15 protein-coding genes are annotated in these 16,047 nt (G+C 70.7%); 6 read left to right on the top strand and 9 right to left on the bottom strand.

The annotated features are described in order from the left end of the window. Positions 1-26: 26 nt before the first annotated feature. Positions 27-1,949, bottom strand: a complete 1,923-nt coding sequence (locus FO059_RS17760; protein WP_143910256.1) for an arabinofuranosyltransferase — start codon at positions 1,947-1,949, stop codon at positions 27-29. A gap of 103 nt (positions 1,950-2,052) precedes the next feature. Next, positions 2,053-2,454, bottom strand: a complete 402-nt coding sequence (locus FO059_RS17755; RefSeq protein ID WP_143910255.1) for a PaaI family thioesterase — start codon at positions 2,452-2,454, stop codon at positions 2,053-2,055. Positions 2,455-2,579: 125 nt separating this feature from the next. Between FO059_RS17755 and FO059_RS17750 the strand changes: the two genes are divergently transcribed. The 6 genes from FO059_RS17750 (at position 2,580) to FO059_RS17725 (ending at position 8,434) form a co-directional block, all read left to right on the top strand. Continuing rightward, the gene (locus tag FO059_RS17750; protein ID WP_143910254.1) at positions 2,580-3,407 is read left to right on the top strand and encodes a helix-turn-helix domain-containing protein; all 828 of its coding nucleotides are present in this window, start codon (positions 2,580-2,582) and stop codon (positions 3,405-3,407) included. Positions 3,408-3,499: 92 nt separating this feature from the next. Beyond that, complete coding sequence (locus FO059_RS17745; protein WP_143910253.1) at positions 3,500-4,642, top strand: ABC transporter ATP-binding protein; 1,143 nt, start codon at positions 3,500-3,502, stop codon at positions 4,640-4,642. 139 nt (positions 4,643-4,781) lie between these two features. Beyond that, entirely contained in the window at positions 4,782-6,071 is a 1,290-nt protein-coding gene (locus tag FO059_RS17740; RefSeq protein ID WP_143910252.1) for an ABC transporter substrate-binding protein, read from the top strand. A 55-nt stretch (positions 6,072-6,126) separates the two neighbouring features. Next, the gene (locus tag FO059_RS17735) at positions 6,127-7,248 is read left to right on the top strand and encodes a carbohydrate ABC transporter permease (RefSeq protein ID WP_143910251.1); all 1,122 of its coding nucleotides are present in this window, start codon (positions 6,127-6,129) and stop codon (positions 7,246-7,248) included. Continuing rightward, positions 7,248-8,216, top strand: a complete 969-nt coding sequence (locus FO059_RS17730) for a carbohydrate ABC transporter permease (RefSeq protein ID WP_372497906.1) — start codon at positions 7,248-7,250, stop codon at positions 8,214-8,216. The genes FO059_RS17735 and FO059_RS17730 overlap by 1 nt, the downstream gene beginning before the upstream one ends. Beyond that, positions 8,213-8,434, top strand: coding sequence for a hypothetical protein (locus FO059_RS17725; RefSeq protein WP_233266977.1), 222 nt, complete (start codon positions 8,213-8,215; stop codon positions 8,432-8,434). The genes FO059_RS17730 and FO059_RS17725 overlap by 4 nt, the downstream gene beginning before the upstream one ends. Before the next feature lie 126 nt (positions 8,435-8,560). Here the strand turns inward: FO059_RS17725 and FO059_RS17720 are convergent, their stop codons facing one another. The 7 genes from FO059_RS17720 to FO059_RS17690 all read right to left on the bottom strand — a co-directional run bounded on the left by FO059_RS17720 (position 8,561) and on the right by FO059_RS17690 (position 15,915). Further along, entirely contained in the window at positions 8,561-10,114 is a 1,554-nt protein-coding gene (locus FO059_RS17720) for an endoglycoceramidase I (RefSeq protein WP_143910250.1), read from the bottom strand. Between the two features lie 128 nt (positions 10,115-10,242). Beyond that, the gene (locus FO059_RS17715) at positions 10,243-10,704 is read right to left on the bottom strand and encodes a nuclear transport factor 2 family protein (RefSeq protein ID WP_143910249.1); all 462 of its coding nucleotides are present in this window, start codon (positions 10,702-10,704) and stop codon (positions 10,243-10,245) included. Further along, on the bottom strand, positions 10,701-11,636 hold the full coding sequence (locus tag FO059_RS17710) for an LLM class F420-dependent oxidoreductase (RefSeq protein ID WP_143910248.1): 936 nt from the start codon (positions 11,634-11,636) through the stop codon (positions 10,701-10,703). The genes FO059_RS17715 and FO059_RS17710 overlap by 4 nt, the downstream gene beginning before the upstream one ends. An 87-nt stretch (positions 11,637-11,723) precedes the next feature. Further along, positions 11,724-12,323 (bottom strand): FKBP-type peptidyl-prolyl cis-trans isomerase, encoded by a 600-nt coding sequence (locus FO059_RS17705; protein ID WP_143910247.1) that lies wholly within the window; start codon positions 12,321-12,323, stop codon positions 11,724-11,726. A gap of 96 nt (positions 12,324-12,419) precedes the next feature. After that, on the bottom strand, positions 12,420-13,934 hold the full coding sequence (locus tag FO059_RS17700; RefSeq protein WP_143910246.1) for an MFS transporter: 1,515 nt from the start codon (positions 13,932-13,934) through the stop codon (positions 12,420-12,422). 291 nt (positions 13,935-14,225) lie between these two features. Further along, positions 14,226-15,326: an inositol-3-phosphate synthase gene (locus FO059_RS17695; RefSeq protein WP_143910245.1), complete on the bottom strand. Its 1,101-nt coding sequence runs from the start codon at positions 15,324-15,326 to the stop codon at positions 14,226-14,228. After that, positions 15,319-15,915: a PadR family transcriptional regulator gene (locus FO059_RS17690; RefSeq protein WP_143910244.1), complete on the bottom strand. Its 597-nt coding sequence runs from the start codon at positions 15,913-15,915 to the stop codon at positions 15,319-15,321. Before FO059_RS17690 ends, FO059_RS17695 begins: the two co-directional genes overlap by 8 nt. Positions 15,916-16,047 lie beyond the last annotated feature (132 nt).

Below are 16,047 nucleotides of genomic sequence, written 5' to 3'. Positions count from 1 at the left end.
CGGTGGGATGGTAGATGTGCGACCCATCACCGCCGCACGGCGACAGCCAGATGCCCCACCTCTTGCACAGCGAAGTGCTCCGGGTCGAAGGCGGACGGCGCGAAGACCACCGGCTCACCGACGTCACCGGGCTCGCGGGGCAGCCGCGAGACCGACAGGCTGTACACCCAGCCCTGCGGGGTGCGGCTGAGGACGAACACGTCCGGGGCCCGCACGGGAGAGGCGTCGAGCGCCGCGGCCAGCCCGTCGCCGGCCTTCGCCCAGTCCCGGATGAGGGCGTTGCGGTCGGCGAAACCGGCCTTGGGGTTGGCGTAGGCGGACGTCACGGTTTGGAAGCCGCGGTACGGGTAGAACGCCAGCAGGGAGTGGACGTCGGTGAGGGCGACCAGGTCGCTCGGGTCCTGCCCGCCGGAAAGCGCGGCGATGGCGTCGCGGATCTCGTCGGCGGACGGCCCGCCCGCGGTGCGTTGCAGCTCGGTGCCCTCGGCGATCACGCCGTCGGGGCCCGGAGTGTTCAGCGCGGCCTGGTCCCAATCGGGATGCACGTAGCGAACCTGGTAGGCCACGTGCAGGGTGGCCAGGACGGCGAACGCGGCGACGACCGCCGTGACGACGCGTGCCCGTTCCGCCGCCCGCGAGCGGCGCCCCGGATCGCGCACGCGTCGACGGGCGAGCGCCGCCGCGTCGCGGATCCCGAGCACGCCGGCGCAGGCCAGCGCGAGGACCAGCAGCGGCTCCAGGCGGAACGCGAGCAGCGTTGTCGACACCAGCGGAGCCAGGAAAGACAGCGCGTACCAGAAGAATGCGGTGCCGACGGCGATCGCCAGCCCTGTGGCGACCACGTCGCGCCGGGCGCGCACGATCAGCCAGCCCAGGCCGACGGCGCACAGCACCCCGATGGGCGTGGCGTCGAAGACGGGGGTGGGGATGCGGGCGCCGATCTCCGGCAGGAACTTCGCCGCCGTGCTGTCGGGGTCGAGCGGGCTCGACGCCAGGAGGTACGGGACCCACACCACCGCCACGAACGGCAGCGCCGAGACCACGGCGATCCCGGCGCCGCGCAGGAACTGCGGCAGATGCGTGCGCGCCCGGGTCCGCGCCCGCAGCGCCACCGCCGCCACCGCGGCCACGAGGAACAGCGCGGCGACCCCGGCGTAGAGCGCGTGCGTGATCGACGCGATCCCCACGAACACGCCGATCCCCGCGCACGCGCCCACGTCGAGGCGCCCGTCGCGGAGGAGCCGGCGGGCCGTGCGCAGGGCCAGCACGGCCAGCGGCGGGGCCAGGGCCACCAGGATCCACGAGTACGGCGAGTAGGCGTCGGTCTGCAGCCCGACCAGCGCGGTGACCAGCGCCAGGATCAGGGCCGTGGATGGCCGGACCACCCGCGACCACAGGACGTGGGCCAGCGCCGCCGCCACGGCGAGGGTGAGGATCGACCAGATCTTGTAGAACTCCCAGCCGGGGATCCCGGTGACGTCGGCCAGCCGCCCGCCGACCCAGAACCAGGCCGGCGAATAGTAGGGCGGCAGGTCGGGGTAGACCGCGTCGGCGAGCGCCGGCGAGTCGGTCATCCGGGTGAGGAACGCGGTGCGGAACTGCTGGTCGCCGCCGAGTCCGTTCATGTAGAACTTCGTGCCCGTCAGCAGCCACGACTGGATCGCGGTGCTCAGCAGTGCGGGCAGGACCCAGCCGCAGGCCGCGATCAGGCGGCGTCGGCGCGCGAGCACCGCCCCGGCGATGCAGGCCGTGACGGCGATGGTGACGAGGGAGGCGACGACCGTCGGCACCTCGGACGGCAGCGGGAAATGCAAGCGCCGGTACGCGGCCTGGTACCCGGCGCTGACCGCCGCGGCCACGATCACCGCGCCGGCGAGCTGCGCGACGACGGGCAGGCGGCGGTCCGCCCGCAGGATCGTCGTCGCGCGGGTCGTGTGGGTCGAAGGCACGGTGACGAGGGTAGCCAGAGCCTCCGGGCCGCCTGCCTTCCGAATCCCGGCCAGGCCCCCGGTGCCGGGTGCTATGCGCGGTGACCAGGAGCGGGGCGCGGGTTCAGGACAACACGGCCTGCGACTGCGTGACCTGCGCCACCGCGCGCCCTTGGTCGTCGGCCACCTCGACGACGACCGCGATGGTCCTGCGCCCCACGTGCAGCGGGCGCGCCATCGCGGTGACGGCCCCGCCGGACACCCCGCGCAGGAACACTGTGCTGGATGACGTGGTGGAGGTCGAGGCGCCCTCGGGCAGGTTGAGGAACGCGGCGACGGCCCCGGCGCTGTCCGCCAGCGCCATGATGGTGCCGCCGTGCAGCATTCCGCCTGCGGTGCACAGCTCCGGCGCGTGCCGCACCCGGGCCACTACCCGCTCCGGCGAGGCCTCCATCAACTCCATGCCGAGGTGCGCGGCGAGCGGCATGAGCCCGCGCATCTGCTCATCGGACAGTGTGTCGGCCATGAAGTCCTCCTCGGTTGCCCTGCCGCGTTCCGGCGGGTACGTCCGATTCTGCGGTGCGGAGGTCACGGCGTCGATTACCCCGGAGGTCATAACGGGCGGATGCGCCGCGGCATAGCGTCGTGGTCATGGTGCAGATCGCCTCGGACCACCCGCACACCCCGGAGCCGCCGCAGACCGCCGCCCTGGGCGATCTTCTGCGCGGGTGGCGCCTGCGCCGAGGGCTCACCCAGGTGGAGCTGGCGCTGCGCGCCGAGGTGTCGACCCGGCACGTCAGCTTCGTCGAAACCGGACGGTCCAATCCCACGGCGTCGATGATCGTGACACTGTGCGATGCCCTGGAGGTGCCGCTGCGTGAACGCAACACGTTGCTGTTGACCGGCGGGTACGCGCCCGCCTATCCGGAGCGCGGGCTGGCCGACCCGCCGATGGCCGCGGTGTGCGATGCCATCGCCCACATCCTCAAGGTCCACGAGCCGTATCCGGCGCTCGTGGTGGATCGCGGATGGGAGCTCGTGGACGCCAACGATGCGCTGACCCCGCTGCTGGCCGGTGTCGCTGATCCTTCGTTGCTGGAGCCGCCGGTCAACGTGTTGCGGTTGAGCCTGCACCCCGACGGCCTCGCCCCGCGCATCGCGAACCTGGCCCAGTGGCGGTCGCACCTGCTGCACCGTCTGGGCAAGGAGATCGAGGCCTCCGCGGACGCGCGGCTCGAGCGGCTGTACGCCGAGCTGCGCGGCTATCCGTGCCCGGGCGGGGCGGACCCGGCCGCGGGCGACTGCGCGGTCGGCGAAGGGATCATCGTCCCTCTGCGCCTGCGTACCGACGCCGGCGTGCTGTCGCTGCTCAGCGTCACCACGGTGTTCGGCACGCCGCTCGAGGTGACGGTGTCCGAGCTCGCCATCGAATCGTTCTATCCGGCGGATGCGGCGACGGCGCGGGTCTTCACGGGATGACCTGCCGGCGAGGGCGGGGCTGCTAGCGTTCTGGCGCAACCCTCTACTCGGATCGTCCGGCACGTTCCTGCCGGTGAAGGGAACCGCCACCCATGGCCTCAGTGACCTATGCGCGCGCGTCGTGCATCTTCCCGGGCTCGGACCGCCCGGCCGTCGACGCGCTCGACCTCGAGATCGTCGACGGCGAGCTGCTCGTCCTCGTCGGTCCGTCCGGCTGCGGCAAGTCCACCTCGCTGCGAATGCTGGCCGGGCTCGAGCACGTGAGCTCCGGCGGGATCAGCATCGGCGACCGCGACGTCACGGGCCTGCAGCCGAAGGACCGCGACGTCGCGATGGTGTTCCAGAACTATGCGCTGTACCCGCACATGTCGGTGGCGGAGAACATGGGTTTCGGGCTCAAGCTGGCGAAGACCCCGAAGGCCGAGATCGCCAAGCGGGTCGCCGAGACCGCCGAGCTGCTGGGGCTCACCGAGTTCCTGGGTCGCAAACCCAAGGCGCTTTCCGGAGGGCAGCGTCAGCGCGTGGCGATGGGCCGGGCCATCGTGCGCCAGCCGCAGGTGTTCCTCATGGACGAGCCGCTGTCCAACCTCGACGCCAAGCTGCGCGTGCAGACCCGCGCGCAGATCGCCGACCTGCAGCGCCGACTCGCCACCACGATGGTCTACGTGACCCATGACCAGGTGGAGGCCATGACGATGGGCGACCGGGTGGCGGTGCTGCGCGACGGCGTGCTGCAGCAGTGCGCCCCGCCGCGCGAGCTCTACAACCGCCCGGTCAACGAGTTCGTGGCCGGCTTCATCGGCTCGCCCGCGATGAACCTGCTGCGGCTTCCCGTCGTCGACGGCGGGGTTCGGCTGGGCGACGCGGTGGTGCCTGTGGAGCGTGAGACGGCGGACCGCTCCGGCGGGGAGCTTGTGCTGGGCATCCGGCCGGAGCACTTCGTCACCGTCGGCTCCGAGGGCGCGGGCGACCGGGTGACGCTGGAACTGAGCGTGGACGTGGTCGAGGAGCTGGGCGCCGACGCCTACATGTACGGGCACATCGCCGGACTCGGTGCCGACGCGCAGGTCGCGGAAGGCGCGGTTCCGGGAACCGGTGCGGCCGGTCCGGCGCATCAGATGGTGGCCCGGGCCGACTGGCGCACCCCGCCGCGGCGCGGGGACCGGGTGACGCTGGCGTTCGACCCCGCCGAGACCCACTTGTTCTCGGCGGCGGACGGGGCGCGGGTCGGCTGACCCCGCCCCGCGGCGGACGGCGGACCACCGCGGGCCGGTTTCGCCTTGGCCGGTAAGTCATGTCACAGTAATCGGCGACAGGCGCGCGCAGACGTGACATGCTAGCGCCGACGGAATTCGGTAAGGGGAAAGGCGAACCATGCGTTCTTACATTCCACGGGCGGTCGTGGCGGTGACGGCTGCGGCCACGATCGCACTCGCCGGCTGCTCGAGCGGCGACGACGGGGGCAGTTCGTCCGCGACCGGCGAGGGATCCGACGGCGGCAGCGGCAGCATCACCTTCGCGATGGGCTCCAACGACGCCGGCAAGGTCAAGCCGCTGATCGAGAAGTGGAACCAGTCGCACCCGGACCAGCAGGTGGAGTTCAAGGAGCTGCCTGCCGACGCCGACGGCCAGCACGACAAGCTCGTCCAGTCGCTCCAGGCGGGCAACGACGACTACGACGTCATGGCCGTGGATGTCACGTGGACCGCGGAGTTCGCCGCCAACGGGTGGATCGCGCCGCTGGAGGGCGACCTGGCGCTGGACACCTCCAAGCTCCTGCCGGCCACCGTGGAGAGCGCCACCTACAACGGCAAGCTCTACGCGGGCCCGCAGAACACCAACGCGCAGCTGCTCTACTATCGCACCGACCTCGTCGAGCAGGCCCCGGCCACGTGGGACGACCTCACCGCAAGCTGCGACAAGGCCAAGGCGGCCGGCGTGGACTGCATGGTCACCCAGCTGAAGAACTACGAGGGCCTGACGGTCAACGCCACCCAGTTCATCAACTCCTGGGGCGGCTCCGTCGTGGGACCGGACGGCAAGACGCCCACCGTCGACTCCCCGGAGGCCAAGGCGGGCCTGACGGCGCTCGTCGACGGCTACAAGAACGGCGTCATCGCGAAGCGCTCCAACGGCTTCGACGAGGAAGCCACCAACAACGCCTTCGTCAACGGCGAGGCGATGTACGCCACCAACTGGCCGTACATGTACGACAACGCAGCCTCGGACGGCACCGGCGACAAGCCGAAGTCGGCGGTGCAGGGCAAGTTCGCCGTGGCGCCGATCGTCGGCGAGAACGGCCCGGGCGCGTCCACGCTGGGCGGATACAACCTGGCGATCAACGCGAACTCCAAGGCCAAGAGCACGGCGCTGGACTTCATCCGCTTCATCGAGAGCCCGGAGAGCCAGATGTCGTTCGCCGAGAACGCGTTCCCGCCGGTGCTCGCCTCGATCTACGACGACCCGGCGCTGGCGGAGCAGTACCCGTACATGCCGGTGCTGAAGCAGGCGCTCGAGACGGCGAAGCCGCGCCCCGTGACCCCGTTCTACTCCGAGGTCAGCAAGGGCATCCGCGACAACGTCTACGCGTCGCTCACCGCGGGCAAGTCGATCGATCAGGCGGTCACCGACATTTCGACGGTGATCAAGAACGCCGGTCAGTAACCAGGCCGGATCACCCCGCGCGGGGTGATCGGCGAGAACGGGGACGACGAAGAAGATGGCTGGATCTGCCGAGGCAGACGACGCCCGGGCCGCGGCCGGAGTCATCGACTCCGGCCGCGGCGCCCGTGCGGACGTCGAGCACGCCCACCGGGGCGGCGGCGCGGACCGTAAGAGCGACGGCGGCGGCCAGGGCGGCCCCGGCGGGGGCGTGTTCGATCGGCTGCGGTCGCGGGTCGCGGGTTTCGACAAGCGCCTGATCTGGTTCGTCGGCCCCACTGTCGTGGTCCTGGCGGCGGTCATCGGATACCCGGTGGTGCGGGCCGCCTACATGTCGTTCCAGCAGGACAAGGGCCTCGACCCCGATACCGGGATGTTCGTGCAGGGCGGCTTCGCCGGGCTGTCGAACTACAAGACGTGGCTGCTGGGCGACTGCGGCGGCGGGGCGTGGTCGTGCGTCCCCGGCACACTGGGGCACGACTTCTGGCCGGCCGTCGGGATCACCTTCTTCTTCGCCGTCATCACCGTCTCGGTGGAGACGGTGCTGGGCATCTGGATGGCGACGGTCATGGGCCGCTCGTTCCTGGGCAGATCTTTGCTGCGTGCGGCGGTGCTCATCCCGTGGGCCATCCCCACCGCGGTCACCGCCAAGCTGTGGGCGTTCATCTTCGCGCCCGACGGCATCGCCAACAAGATCATCGGCCAGCCCATCGCGTGGACCACGGACCCGTGGGCCTCGCGGTTCGCGGTGATCATCGCCGACGTGTGGAAGACGACGCCGTTCATGGCGCTGCTCATCCTGGCAGGCCTGCAGATGATCCCGAACGAGCTCTACGAGGCCGCGCGCGTGGACGGCGCCACGGCGTGGCAGCGGTTCACGCGGATCACGCTGCCCCTGGTCAAGCCGGCCCTGATGGTGGCCGTGCTCTTCCGCACCATGGATGCGCTGCGCATGTACGACCTGCCGGCGATCCTCACCGGCGACTCGGGCGCCTCGCCCACCACCACGATGTCGATCCTCGTCACCGCCGACATGCGCCAGGGCAACTTCAACAGCGCGTCGGCACTATCGACGTTGGTGTTCATCATCATCTTCATAGTCGCATTCATCCTGGTGAAGTTCTTGGGGGCCAACGCCGTCAGAACCCAGGACGAGCAACGCAAGGGAGGCGCACTGTGATGGCGGGACGGCACCGCGCGCCCGACGAGGACGCCGGTATGGACGCGGAATCGCAGGGACCCGGCGGCGCGTCCGGCGGCGGGGTGCGCGTCGCAGAACGCCCGCAGGAGCCCTCCCCCGTCCCGGCGACGCACCGCCGCCCCTGGTGGCCGGCCGTGCGCACCTACCTGGGCGTGGCGGTGATCCTGGTGTGGGGGCTCGCGCCGTTCTACTGGATGGTGATCGTCGCCTTCCGTGAACGCTCGCACACCTACGACACCACGCCGTGGCCCACCAACCTGACGCTGCAGAACTTCTCCGATGCGCTCGACACCTCCAGCGGCAACAACTTCCTGAGCGCGATCGTCAACAGCCTCATCATCGGCGGCGTGACCACCGTCATCGCGCTGCTCATCGGAATCTTCACCGCCTACGCGCTGGCGCGCATGGAGTTCCGGGGAAAGTTCCTTCTCACCGGCGTGATCCTGGGTGCCGCGATGTTCCCGCCGGTGGCGCTGGTGACGCCGCTGTTCCAGCTGTTCGGCGACATCGGCTGGATCGGCCAGTACCAGGCGCTGATCATCCCGAACATCTCGTTCGTGCTGCCGCTGACGATCTACACGCTCACCTCGTTCCTGTCGGACCTGCCGTGGGAGCTCGAGGAGGCGGCGCGCGTGGACGGGGCGACCCGGCTGCAGGCGTTCCGCATGGTGCTGCTGCCGCTGGCCGCGCCGGCGCTTTTCACGACTGCGATCCTGGCGTTCATCTTCACCTGGAACGAGTACATGCTGGCCAGCCAGCTCTCGAACGAGTCCACGCGGCCGGTGACGGTGGCGATCGCCCTGTTCCACGGTCCCAACTCGTTCACCATCCCGTACGCGGCGATCATGGCGGCCGGCACCCTGGTCACGATCCCGCTGGTGATCATGGTGCTGATCTTCCAGCGGCGGATCGTCTCCGGGCTCACCGCCGGCGGGGTGAAGTCGTGACCGCAGGCCGCCGGCCGACGGAGGTGGAGCGGGCGCGTCGTCGGCGCGGCCAGCGGCTCGAGGCCGTGCTGGGCTTCCTGGGCTTCTTCCTCGTCGTCACGGCCGCCGCGGCGGTGCGTGCCATCGTCGTCGGCGAGCCGAGCATGCTGGCATCGCTGATCCTGTTCGTGCTGCTGGCGCTGATGGGGTGGGCGATCCGCGAGCGCCTGCGCTGCTGAGTAGTCCCAGTCCCCCGGCGGCGTGGCATCGATCGCTACGCGCGCACCTGCGCCCCGCGCGCGTGTCGCCCCGGCGTGTCGCGGGAGTGGGCGCGCGGGGCGGCCGGTGAGTCGCCTCTCCGCCCCTCACCGGCCGTGCACGCGCACCGTCACCGGTCCGGACCCGTCGGCGCGGACGGTCAGGTAGCGCGCTTGGGGCGCGGAGGTGATGACGCCGCCGTCCGCCTCGGCGACGTACCCGTCCGGATAGTGCGTGGCGGCGACGTAGATCAGCGTCTCGCCGGCCGGCCCCTGCTCCTGCGAGCGTGCACCGGGCTCGTAGGTGTAGCTGAACCGGCCGTCGTCGATGTCGAAGTCCATCGACATCGGGATTCCGGACGTGGCCTGCGGATAGGTGCGCACCAGGGCGGCGCCCACAGAGCCCCCGCCGTCGTCTCCGGTGGCGGCGAACGGGTCGGGCAGTGTGTAGCCGGGGCCCCGCGTGGAGGTGTAGTGCCAGTAAAGCCACCCGGCGAAGCGTTCGTCGGCGTTCCGCAGCGTGGTCGTGAGCACCGACGGGTCGCCGTCGCCGAACTCCGTCACCACGGTGGGCAGCCCGGTGCGTTCGGTGACCGCGTCGACGTTCGACCACGTGTGGCCCTGCTGCGCAGGGCACAGACTCGACAGCTGTGCGGACTGCCCCAGGTAGATGGAGGTTTGGCTGGGGATGCAGTAATCGTGGGGAGCGAAAACGACGTTCCGGTCGGTGATCGGCCGCTGTGCGCCGAGGTAGGACGGCATCAGCTGGTTCCAGGTGACATTGGGCTCCCAGTACACGGGGATGCCGGGGTTCTGCGCGCGGACCGCGGCCGTCAACGACTCGAGCGCGGCCTGATACCGGTCGTCGAAGCCGGGGCAGCCCAGCGGGAAGCAGGTCAGGGCGCTGGTGCCCGGCCACGGTTCGTTGAGGAGCTCGACGCCCATCACCCCGGCGTGCCCACGGACTGCGCCGGCGAGCGCGCCCAACGCGTCGCCGAGCAGGTCGAGCACGCCGTGGTCGTCGCTCCACACCTCGTCCCAGCCGAGGTTCATGCTGGGCATCAAGTAGTACAGGGGGAATCCGGGATTCGGTTCGCCGGGCAGCGGGCGCGATGCGATGGACCACGCGGGAAACCCGTTGCCGCCCCACACCGCGGACAGGCCGTCCTGGTGGTTGTCCAGCAGCGTGCGGATGCCGTGCGCGGCGAGCATATCGACCATGCCGACGACGCGGTCGATGTACGCGTGGTCGATGCGGCCGCGCTCCGGCATGAGCCCGGCGAAGGAGACGCCCAGCCGCACGGCGTTGAAGCCGTGGTCCGCGAGGAGTTCGGCATCGCGGGGCGTGATCGTGAACCCGTCGCCGGACACCACGAGCTCGCGGGCTCCCAGCGGCTCCTCGCCTTTGTCGACGTTGTTCACCCCGTGCACGACGACGGTGCGCCCGTACTCGTCGACGATGCGGTCGCCGTCGGTGTGCAGAGGTCCGGTGCGCGAGCCCACCGAAGGTGCTCCCGGAGCCGCCGGAGCAGTGGTGGCGAGCGCCGTGCCCAGTCCGAGCGTGACGGCGCAGGTCACCGCGGCCGCCCGGCGCAGCGCGCACCGCACTCGTGCCGCGCCGATGCGGCGTGGGTGGGAAGTCGATGGCTGGTGGGCGCCCATATTGATCCCCTGGTCTGCGCGCTACCGTCCCATGCGGACTGTCGTCGGGGGCGGTCCTGGAAACATGGACAGTAGTCCAGAGTTGCGTGCACCGTGGGCGTTTCGGTCGGAATCGTGATCGGTCACCGTCACGGTGCGCGAACCGCGCCCACCGTCCGCTTCTCGATCCACCCGAGCCGCAGCGTCCGCGCGGCGATCTGCCACACCCCGTCGGTCCTCCGGTACACGTCCTCATAGGTGAGGTGCCAGGCGTGATCCACCGACCGGTCATCGGACACCGAGACATGGTGGGCGATGCAGGCGATGCGGCCCGACGCGGCACCGTCGGAGCCGGCTGTGAACACCTTGCCGACCACCGCGTGCTGCGTCGCGCGCAGGCCGTCGAGGCGGGCGAAGTTGCCGGCGATGGCCGCGCGCCCCACCACCTCGTCGACCGGGTCCATCTGCTTCGGCGGCCGGGGCTGCCGTAGGACCGCGTCGGGGGTGAACAGGGCTCCGAGCGCGTCGTGGTCGCGGTCGTCGACCAGCGCGGCGTACCGGTCGACGAGGTCGGCCAGGTCGAGGCGGTCGGCGACGGACAACGCGGTCATCGCGCGTCCCCTGCCGTTGCGGCGCCGGACGCGGCCGGACCGGGCCGGGGGCCGGTGAGTCCCAGCCGCTCCGCGCAGGCCGACAGCTCGTCGCACTGCTGCTGCAACGCGGTGGCGCCGCTGCCTGCGAGGACGATCCGCGATGCCCCCGCGGACTCCAGCTTCGCCGCCCGGGCCGGGTCGATCTTCATCACGGCGTGGCCGAGGGTGAGCTCGATGGCGTGCGGGTCGCGGCCGGCGTCCTCGGCGGCCCGGCGCATCTCCGTCACGAGCGCCTGCAGCGCGTCGCCGTGGAGGCCGAGCGGCTGGAATCCGTCGCCGCGCCGCCCCGCACGGCGGGCCGCGGCCTTGGAGTGGCCGCCGATGTGGATCGGCACTCCGCTCGGCCGGACCGGCTTGGGGTACGACATCGCGCCGCTGAACCCGAAGAACTCGCCGTCGTGCGTGGCGCCCTCCGGGCCTGACTCGGCCCACAGCGCCCGCAGCACGTCGATGGCCTCGTCGGTGCGGCGGCCCCGGGTGGCGAAGTCGGTGCCGCAGGCCTCGATCTCCTCGCGCATCCAGCCGACGCCCGCGCACACGCGCAGGCGGCCGCCGGAGAGCCGGTCGAGGGTGGCGAGCCGCTTGGCAAGCGGGACCGGGTGGTGGTTCGGCAGGATCAGGACCCCGGTGGCGAGCCCGAGGGTCTCGGTGCATCCGGCCAGGTAGGCCAGCAGGTTGAGGGGATCCGGTATGGGGCAGTCGTCGGCCAGCTCCATCCGGCCGGAGCTGTCGTAGGGGTACTCGCTGGAGTACTGCGACATCACGACTGCGTGCTCGACCGCCACGATCGACTCGAATCCGCAGGTCTCGGCGTGTCGGGCGAAGGCGGCGATCCATTCGGGGTCTGCGGCGCGGCCGGTTTCGGTGGGTGCCATGACGGAATAGCGCATGATCCGCACGCTAACGCCGGACGGGACGCAGCGGGCACCGCGGCTCCCGGCCGCCGGAACGCGTCTGCGCCGGTGGCCGTCCGCGGGTTACCGCGCGGCGACGATCTTCAGCGCGAAGACGATCGAGTCGCCGGCCTTGATGGCGCCGTCGGGCGTGCCCTGCGGGTAGCCGTCGGCGGGCGGGATCACCACGGCCACCGACGAGCCGACGGTCTGGCCCACCAGCGCCTGCTGGAATCCGGGCACCACGCCGGAGGCGGGGAACGCCTCCGGCCGGCCGCGCTGGTAGGCGCTGTCGAACACGGACCCGTCGCGCCCGTCGACGCCGACGTAGCAGACCAGCACGGTGGACTGGCCGGTCACCTTGGGCCCGTCACCCGGCTCGAGAGTCTCGACCTGCGTCCGGTCCACCGAGAACGGCGCATCGACGGTGATGGCGGGTGCGGTGGTGTCGGTCTGGCCCGTCACCGAGACCGAGCCGGTGACGCCGTCGAGCTGCCACTGGACGGGGGCGTCCGCCGGGGCGGGTTCAGACGGGCAGGTCGGTGCGGCCGACTCCTGCGGCGCCGTCGGTGCGGCGGCCGTGGCCGTCGCGTCGGCGGCGGTGTCACCGGACGAGGAGCATCCGGCGAGGATCAGCGCGCACGCGGCGGCGGGGACGAGGACGAACGCCTTGGGGTTCTTCACGAGCGCCCACTCTAGCGATGGCGGGACGACGCTCGACGGCCGCGTGCTGCGGTAGCGCAGCACGCGGCCGTCGAACGGCAGTCGGTGCGGCGGCGGTCAGCCCGCCGCCGCGACGGCGACCGGCTCGGCCTCCGTGGCGGACGGGCCGGTGTAGGCGGCGAACCGGGTGAACACGCGCGGGATGCCGAGCGCCATGATCAGCGCGACGAGGCCGGCGCCGGCGGCCACGAGGAACGCGGCGACGAATCCGCCTTCCGTGTACATCACCGCCCCGCCAGTCAGCTGCGGGTCGATCGGGGCCATGAACGAGTTGTTCATGACGGCGTAGGCGATCACCGGGGTGATCGAGGCGACGAGGCTCTGCGACACGCCGGTCATGCTCGCCGTGGAGGCCTGCAGCTCGGGCGGAGCGGCCTTGATCACCAGGTTGGGGATGGCGGCGTAGCCGAGGCCCGTGCCGAGGCCGAAGACGGCGCCCCACAGCAGCAGCAGGCCCTTGCTGTCGTTCTCCAGCGCGGTGAGCACGCCGCCGAGGATGAGGAGGGCGGAGCCGTTGATCAGCAGCGTGCGGGCGGCGATGCCGCGGGCGCACAGCAGGCCGACGATGATGCCGCCGACCATCGTCAGCGCGCCGATCGGCACCTGGAAGATCGCGAAGCCCTCGGCGTCCACGCCGAAGCCGTACCCCAGGCCCAGCGACGACGGCGTCATCGCCATGCTCGGCAGGATCGTGGCGTAGACGCTGGTGGCACCGTAGACGGCGCCGGCGGCGGCCACGGTGAACAGCACCGGGCGCAGCCGCAGGATGTCGAGGCGCATCAGCGGCTCGCTGATGATCCGCGACGAGGCCAGCCAGGCGCCGAGCAGCACCACGCCGCCGAACAGGTACAGCAGTGTCGAGCCCGCGCCCCAGCCCCAGGTGGGCCCGAAGCTGACGGCGACGAGCACACCGGCGATGCCGGCGCCCAGCAGGATCGCGCCGACGAAGTCGACCCGCGAGCGCAGCCGCACGGCGGACTCGGGGGTGCTCGCGAGGACGAGGACGCCGAGCACCACGAGCGTGCCGGTGAAGAACCAGAAGATGCTGCGCCAGCCGAAGTCGTCGATCAGCCAACCGGTGAGGAACGGCGCGGCGATGGTGATCAGGCCCATGCCGGCGGTCGCGATGCTCACCGCGAGCGGAACGGTCTTCGAGGGGAAGACGTCACGGATCAGCGAGTAGCTCAGAAACAGGCAAGGAACGAGCATGCCGGCGAGTGCGCGCCCGGCGATCATCAGCGCGTAACTGCCCGCCAGCGCGGACATCAGCGATCCGAGCGCCGAGATGATCAGACAGACGATGAGCAGCTTGCGTTTGCCGTAGATGTCGGCGAGCTTGCCCACCAGCGGTGCTGCGACCGCGCCGAGCAGCAGGAACGCCGTGATGAGCCAGGCGGCCTGGGTGGTCTGATAGTGCATGGCGATGTCGGGCAGCGCCATCGCGATCATCATGTAGCTGACGCTGAGCAGCTCGAGGACGAGCACGATCGAGAACAACGAGAATGCGAGCCGGGGCGACCAGCCGCTCTCCTCCGCTGTGCCGGGTGTGTCGACCGGGGTGGTCGGGGTCATGGCTTCCTTCCCGCCCCGTGCGCCGGGACTTGACTGCGGAGTGTGACGTGGCGCTGGGTCCGTGTAGCGCTGTGAGGCAGCACACACCCTCAGGTGCGGGTGGGACCACGTCGAATTCCGTGTCACGGGAAAGCCGAGGAAACGGATCGTGCGGAGAGCGCGGAGAACACCGACGGCCGCGCGTTCCGGTGTGGAACGCGCGGCCGTCGTGGCGTGCGGGGGCGGGGTCAGCCCTCCGCCCCGATGGATGCTTTGGGCGTCAGCCCTCCGCCCCGATAGATGCTTTGGGCGTCAGCCCTCCGCCCCGATGATGAACGCTTCCAGCTCCTCGCGGGCGTGGGTGTCCTCCATCTGGACCGGCGGGGACTTCATCAGGTACGCGGAGGCCGGGAGGATCGGGCCCGCGAGGCCGCGGTCCTTGGCGATCTTCGCGGCGCGCACGGCGTCGATGATGATGCCGGCGGAGTTCGGGGAGTCCCACACCTCGAGCTTGTACTCGAGGTTCAGGGGCACATCGCCGAAGGCGCGGCCCTCGAGGCGCACGTAGGCCCACTTGCGGTCGTTGAGCCAGCCGACGTAGTCGGACGGGCCGATGTGGACGTTCTCGTCGTCGATCTTGCCGGCCAGGGACCCGCTGAGGTTGCTGGTGACGGCCTGGGTCTTGGAGACCTTCTTGGACTCGAGGCGCTCGCGCTCGAGCATGTTCTTGAAGTCCATGTTGCCGCCGACGTTGAGCTGCATGGTGCGGTCGAGCGCCACGCCGCGGTCCTCGAACAGGCGGGCCATCACGCGGTGGGTGATGGTGGCGCCCACCTGGCTCTTGATGTCGTCGCCGACGATCGGAACGCCGGCGTCGATGAACTTCTGGGCCCACACCGGGTCCGAGGCGATGAAGACGGGCAGCGCGTTGACGAACGCCACGCCGGCGTCGATGGCGCACTGGGCGTAGAACTTGTCGGCCTCTTCGGATCCCACGGGGAGGTAGGAGACGAGGACGTCCACCTGCGCGTCCTTGAGCGCCTGGACGACGTCGACGGGCTTGGCGTCGGCCTCCTCGACGGTCTCCTTGTAGTACTTGCCGAGGCCGTCGAGCGTGGGGCCGCGCTGCACGATCACGTCGGTGGGGGGCACGTCGGCGATCTTGATGGTGCAGTTCTCCGAGTTGTTGATCGCCTCGGAGAGGTCGAAGCCGACCTTCTTGGCGTCCACGTCGAAAGCTGCGGCGAACTGGACGTCGCGCACGTGGTAGCGGCCGAACCGGACGTGCATCAGGCCGGGCACGGTCGAATCGGCGGGTGTGTCCTTGTAGTAGTGCACGCCCTGGACCAGGGATGACGCACAGTTGCCCACCCCCACGATGGCTACGCGCACTGCGGTGCTGTTCTCACCCATGGTCGGGTTCTCCTTCTTTCTTTGCGGCCGCCGCGTTGATCGTCGGCGGTTCGATTGGGTCGGTCCGGCTCGCTCCGGACTCGGCGGCGATGACCTCGTTGAGCCAGCGGACCTCGCGTTCGCTGGACTCGAGGCTCAGTTCGTGGAGTTGACGGGTGTAGCGGTTGATGTGGCCGGAGGCGCGTCCCACCGCGTCGCGCAGGCCCTCGCGGCGTTCCTCCACCTGCCGGCGCCGGCCCTCGAGGATGCGCATGCGGGCCTCGGCGGGCGTGCGGCTGAAGAAGGCGAGGTGCACTCCGAAGCCGTCGTCGGTGTAGTTCTGCGGGCCGGTGTCCGCGACCAGCTCCCCGAAGCGTTCCTTGCCGGCGGGGGTCAGACGGTAGACCTTGCGTGCCCGCCGCCGCACCATGCCGTCCGCTCCGTCCTCCTCGGCGATCAGGCCGTGGGCCTGCATGCGCTTGAGGGTGGGATACAGCGAGCCGTATGAGAACGCCCGGAAGGGGCCGAGCAGGCCGGTCAGTCGCTTGCGCAGCTCGTAGCCGTGCATGGGTGATTCGTGCAGGAGGCCGAGGATCGCCAGCTCGAGCACGCTTCACCGCCTTTCGGGCGAGTCGGTTCCGATCAGGCCGCACTCGATGTGCCGGATCGGTCGGTGCGTTGTTTGTATCGCGCCGATATATGTAGAAACTATAGACGACATTCACACTCGGTCGACATGTGG

The organism is Tomitella fengzijianii, from assembly GCF_007559025.1.
GTDB classification, from domain to species: Bacteria; Actinomycetota; Actinomycetes; order Mycobacteriales; family Mycobacteriaceae; genus Tomitella; species Tomitella fengzijianii.
The sequence above is the reverse complement of the archived record's forward strand: the minus strand, read 5'-3'. Positions and strand labels throughout refer to the sequence as shown.

Bases quoted from the DNA above. Each gene is read 5' to 3' on its own strand.
- FO059_RS17755 (WP_143910255.1), bottom strand. From the start codon at position 2,454: ATGGCCGACACACTGTCCGATGAGCAGATGCGCGGGCTCATGCCGCTC.
- FO059_RS17750 (WP_143910254.1), top strand. From the start codon at position 2,580: ATGGTGCAGATCGCCTCGGACCACCCGCACACCCCGGAGCCGCCGCAG.
- FO059_RS17745 (WP_143910253.1), top strand. From the start codon at position 3,500: ATGGCCTCAGTGACCTATGCGCGCGCGTCGTGCATCTTCCCGGGCTCG.
- FO059_RS17740 (WP_143910252.1), top strand. From the start codon at position 4,782: ATGCGTTCTTACATTCCACGGGCGGTCGTGGCGGTGACGGCTGCGGCC.
- FO059_RS17735 (WP_143910251.1), top strand. From the start codon at position 6,127: ATGGCTGGATCTGCCGAGGCAGACGACGCCCGGGCCGCGGCCGGAGTC.
- FO059_RS17730 (WP_372497906.1), top strand. From the start codon at position 7,248: ATGGCGGGACGGCACCGCGCGCCCGACGAGGACGCCGGTATGGACGCG.
- FO059_RS17720 (WP_143910250.1), bottom strand. From the start codon at position 10,114: ATGGGCGCCCACCAGCCATCGACTTCCCACCCACGCCGCATCGGCGCG.
- FO059_RS17715 (WP_143910249.1), bottom strand. From the start codon at position 10,704: ATGACCGCGTTGTCCGTCGCCGACCGCCTCGACCTGGCCGACCTCGTC.
- FO059_RS17710 (WP_143910248.1), bottom strand. From the start codon at position 11,636: ATGCGCTATTCCGTCATGGCACCCACCGAAACCGGCCGCGCCGCAGAC.
- FO059_RS17700 (WP_143910246.1), bottom strand. From the start codon at position 13,934: ATGACCCCGACCACCCCGGTCGACACACCCGGCACAGCGGAGGAGAGC.
- FO059_RS17695 (WP_143910245.1), bottom strand. From the start codon at position 15,326: ATGGGTGAGAACAGCACCGCAGTGCGCGTAGCCATCGTGGGGGTGGGC.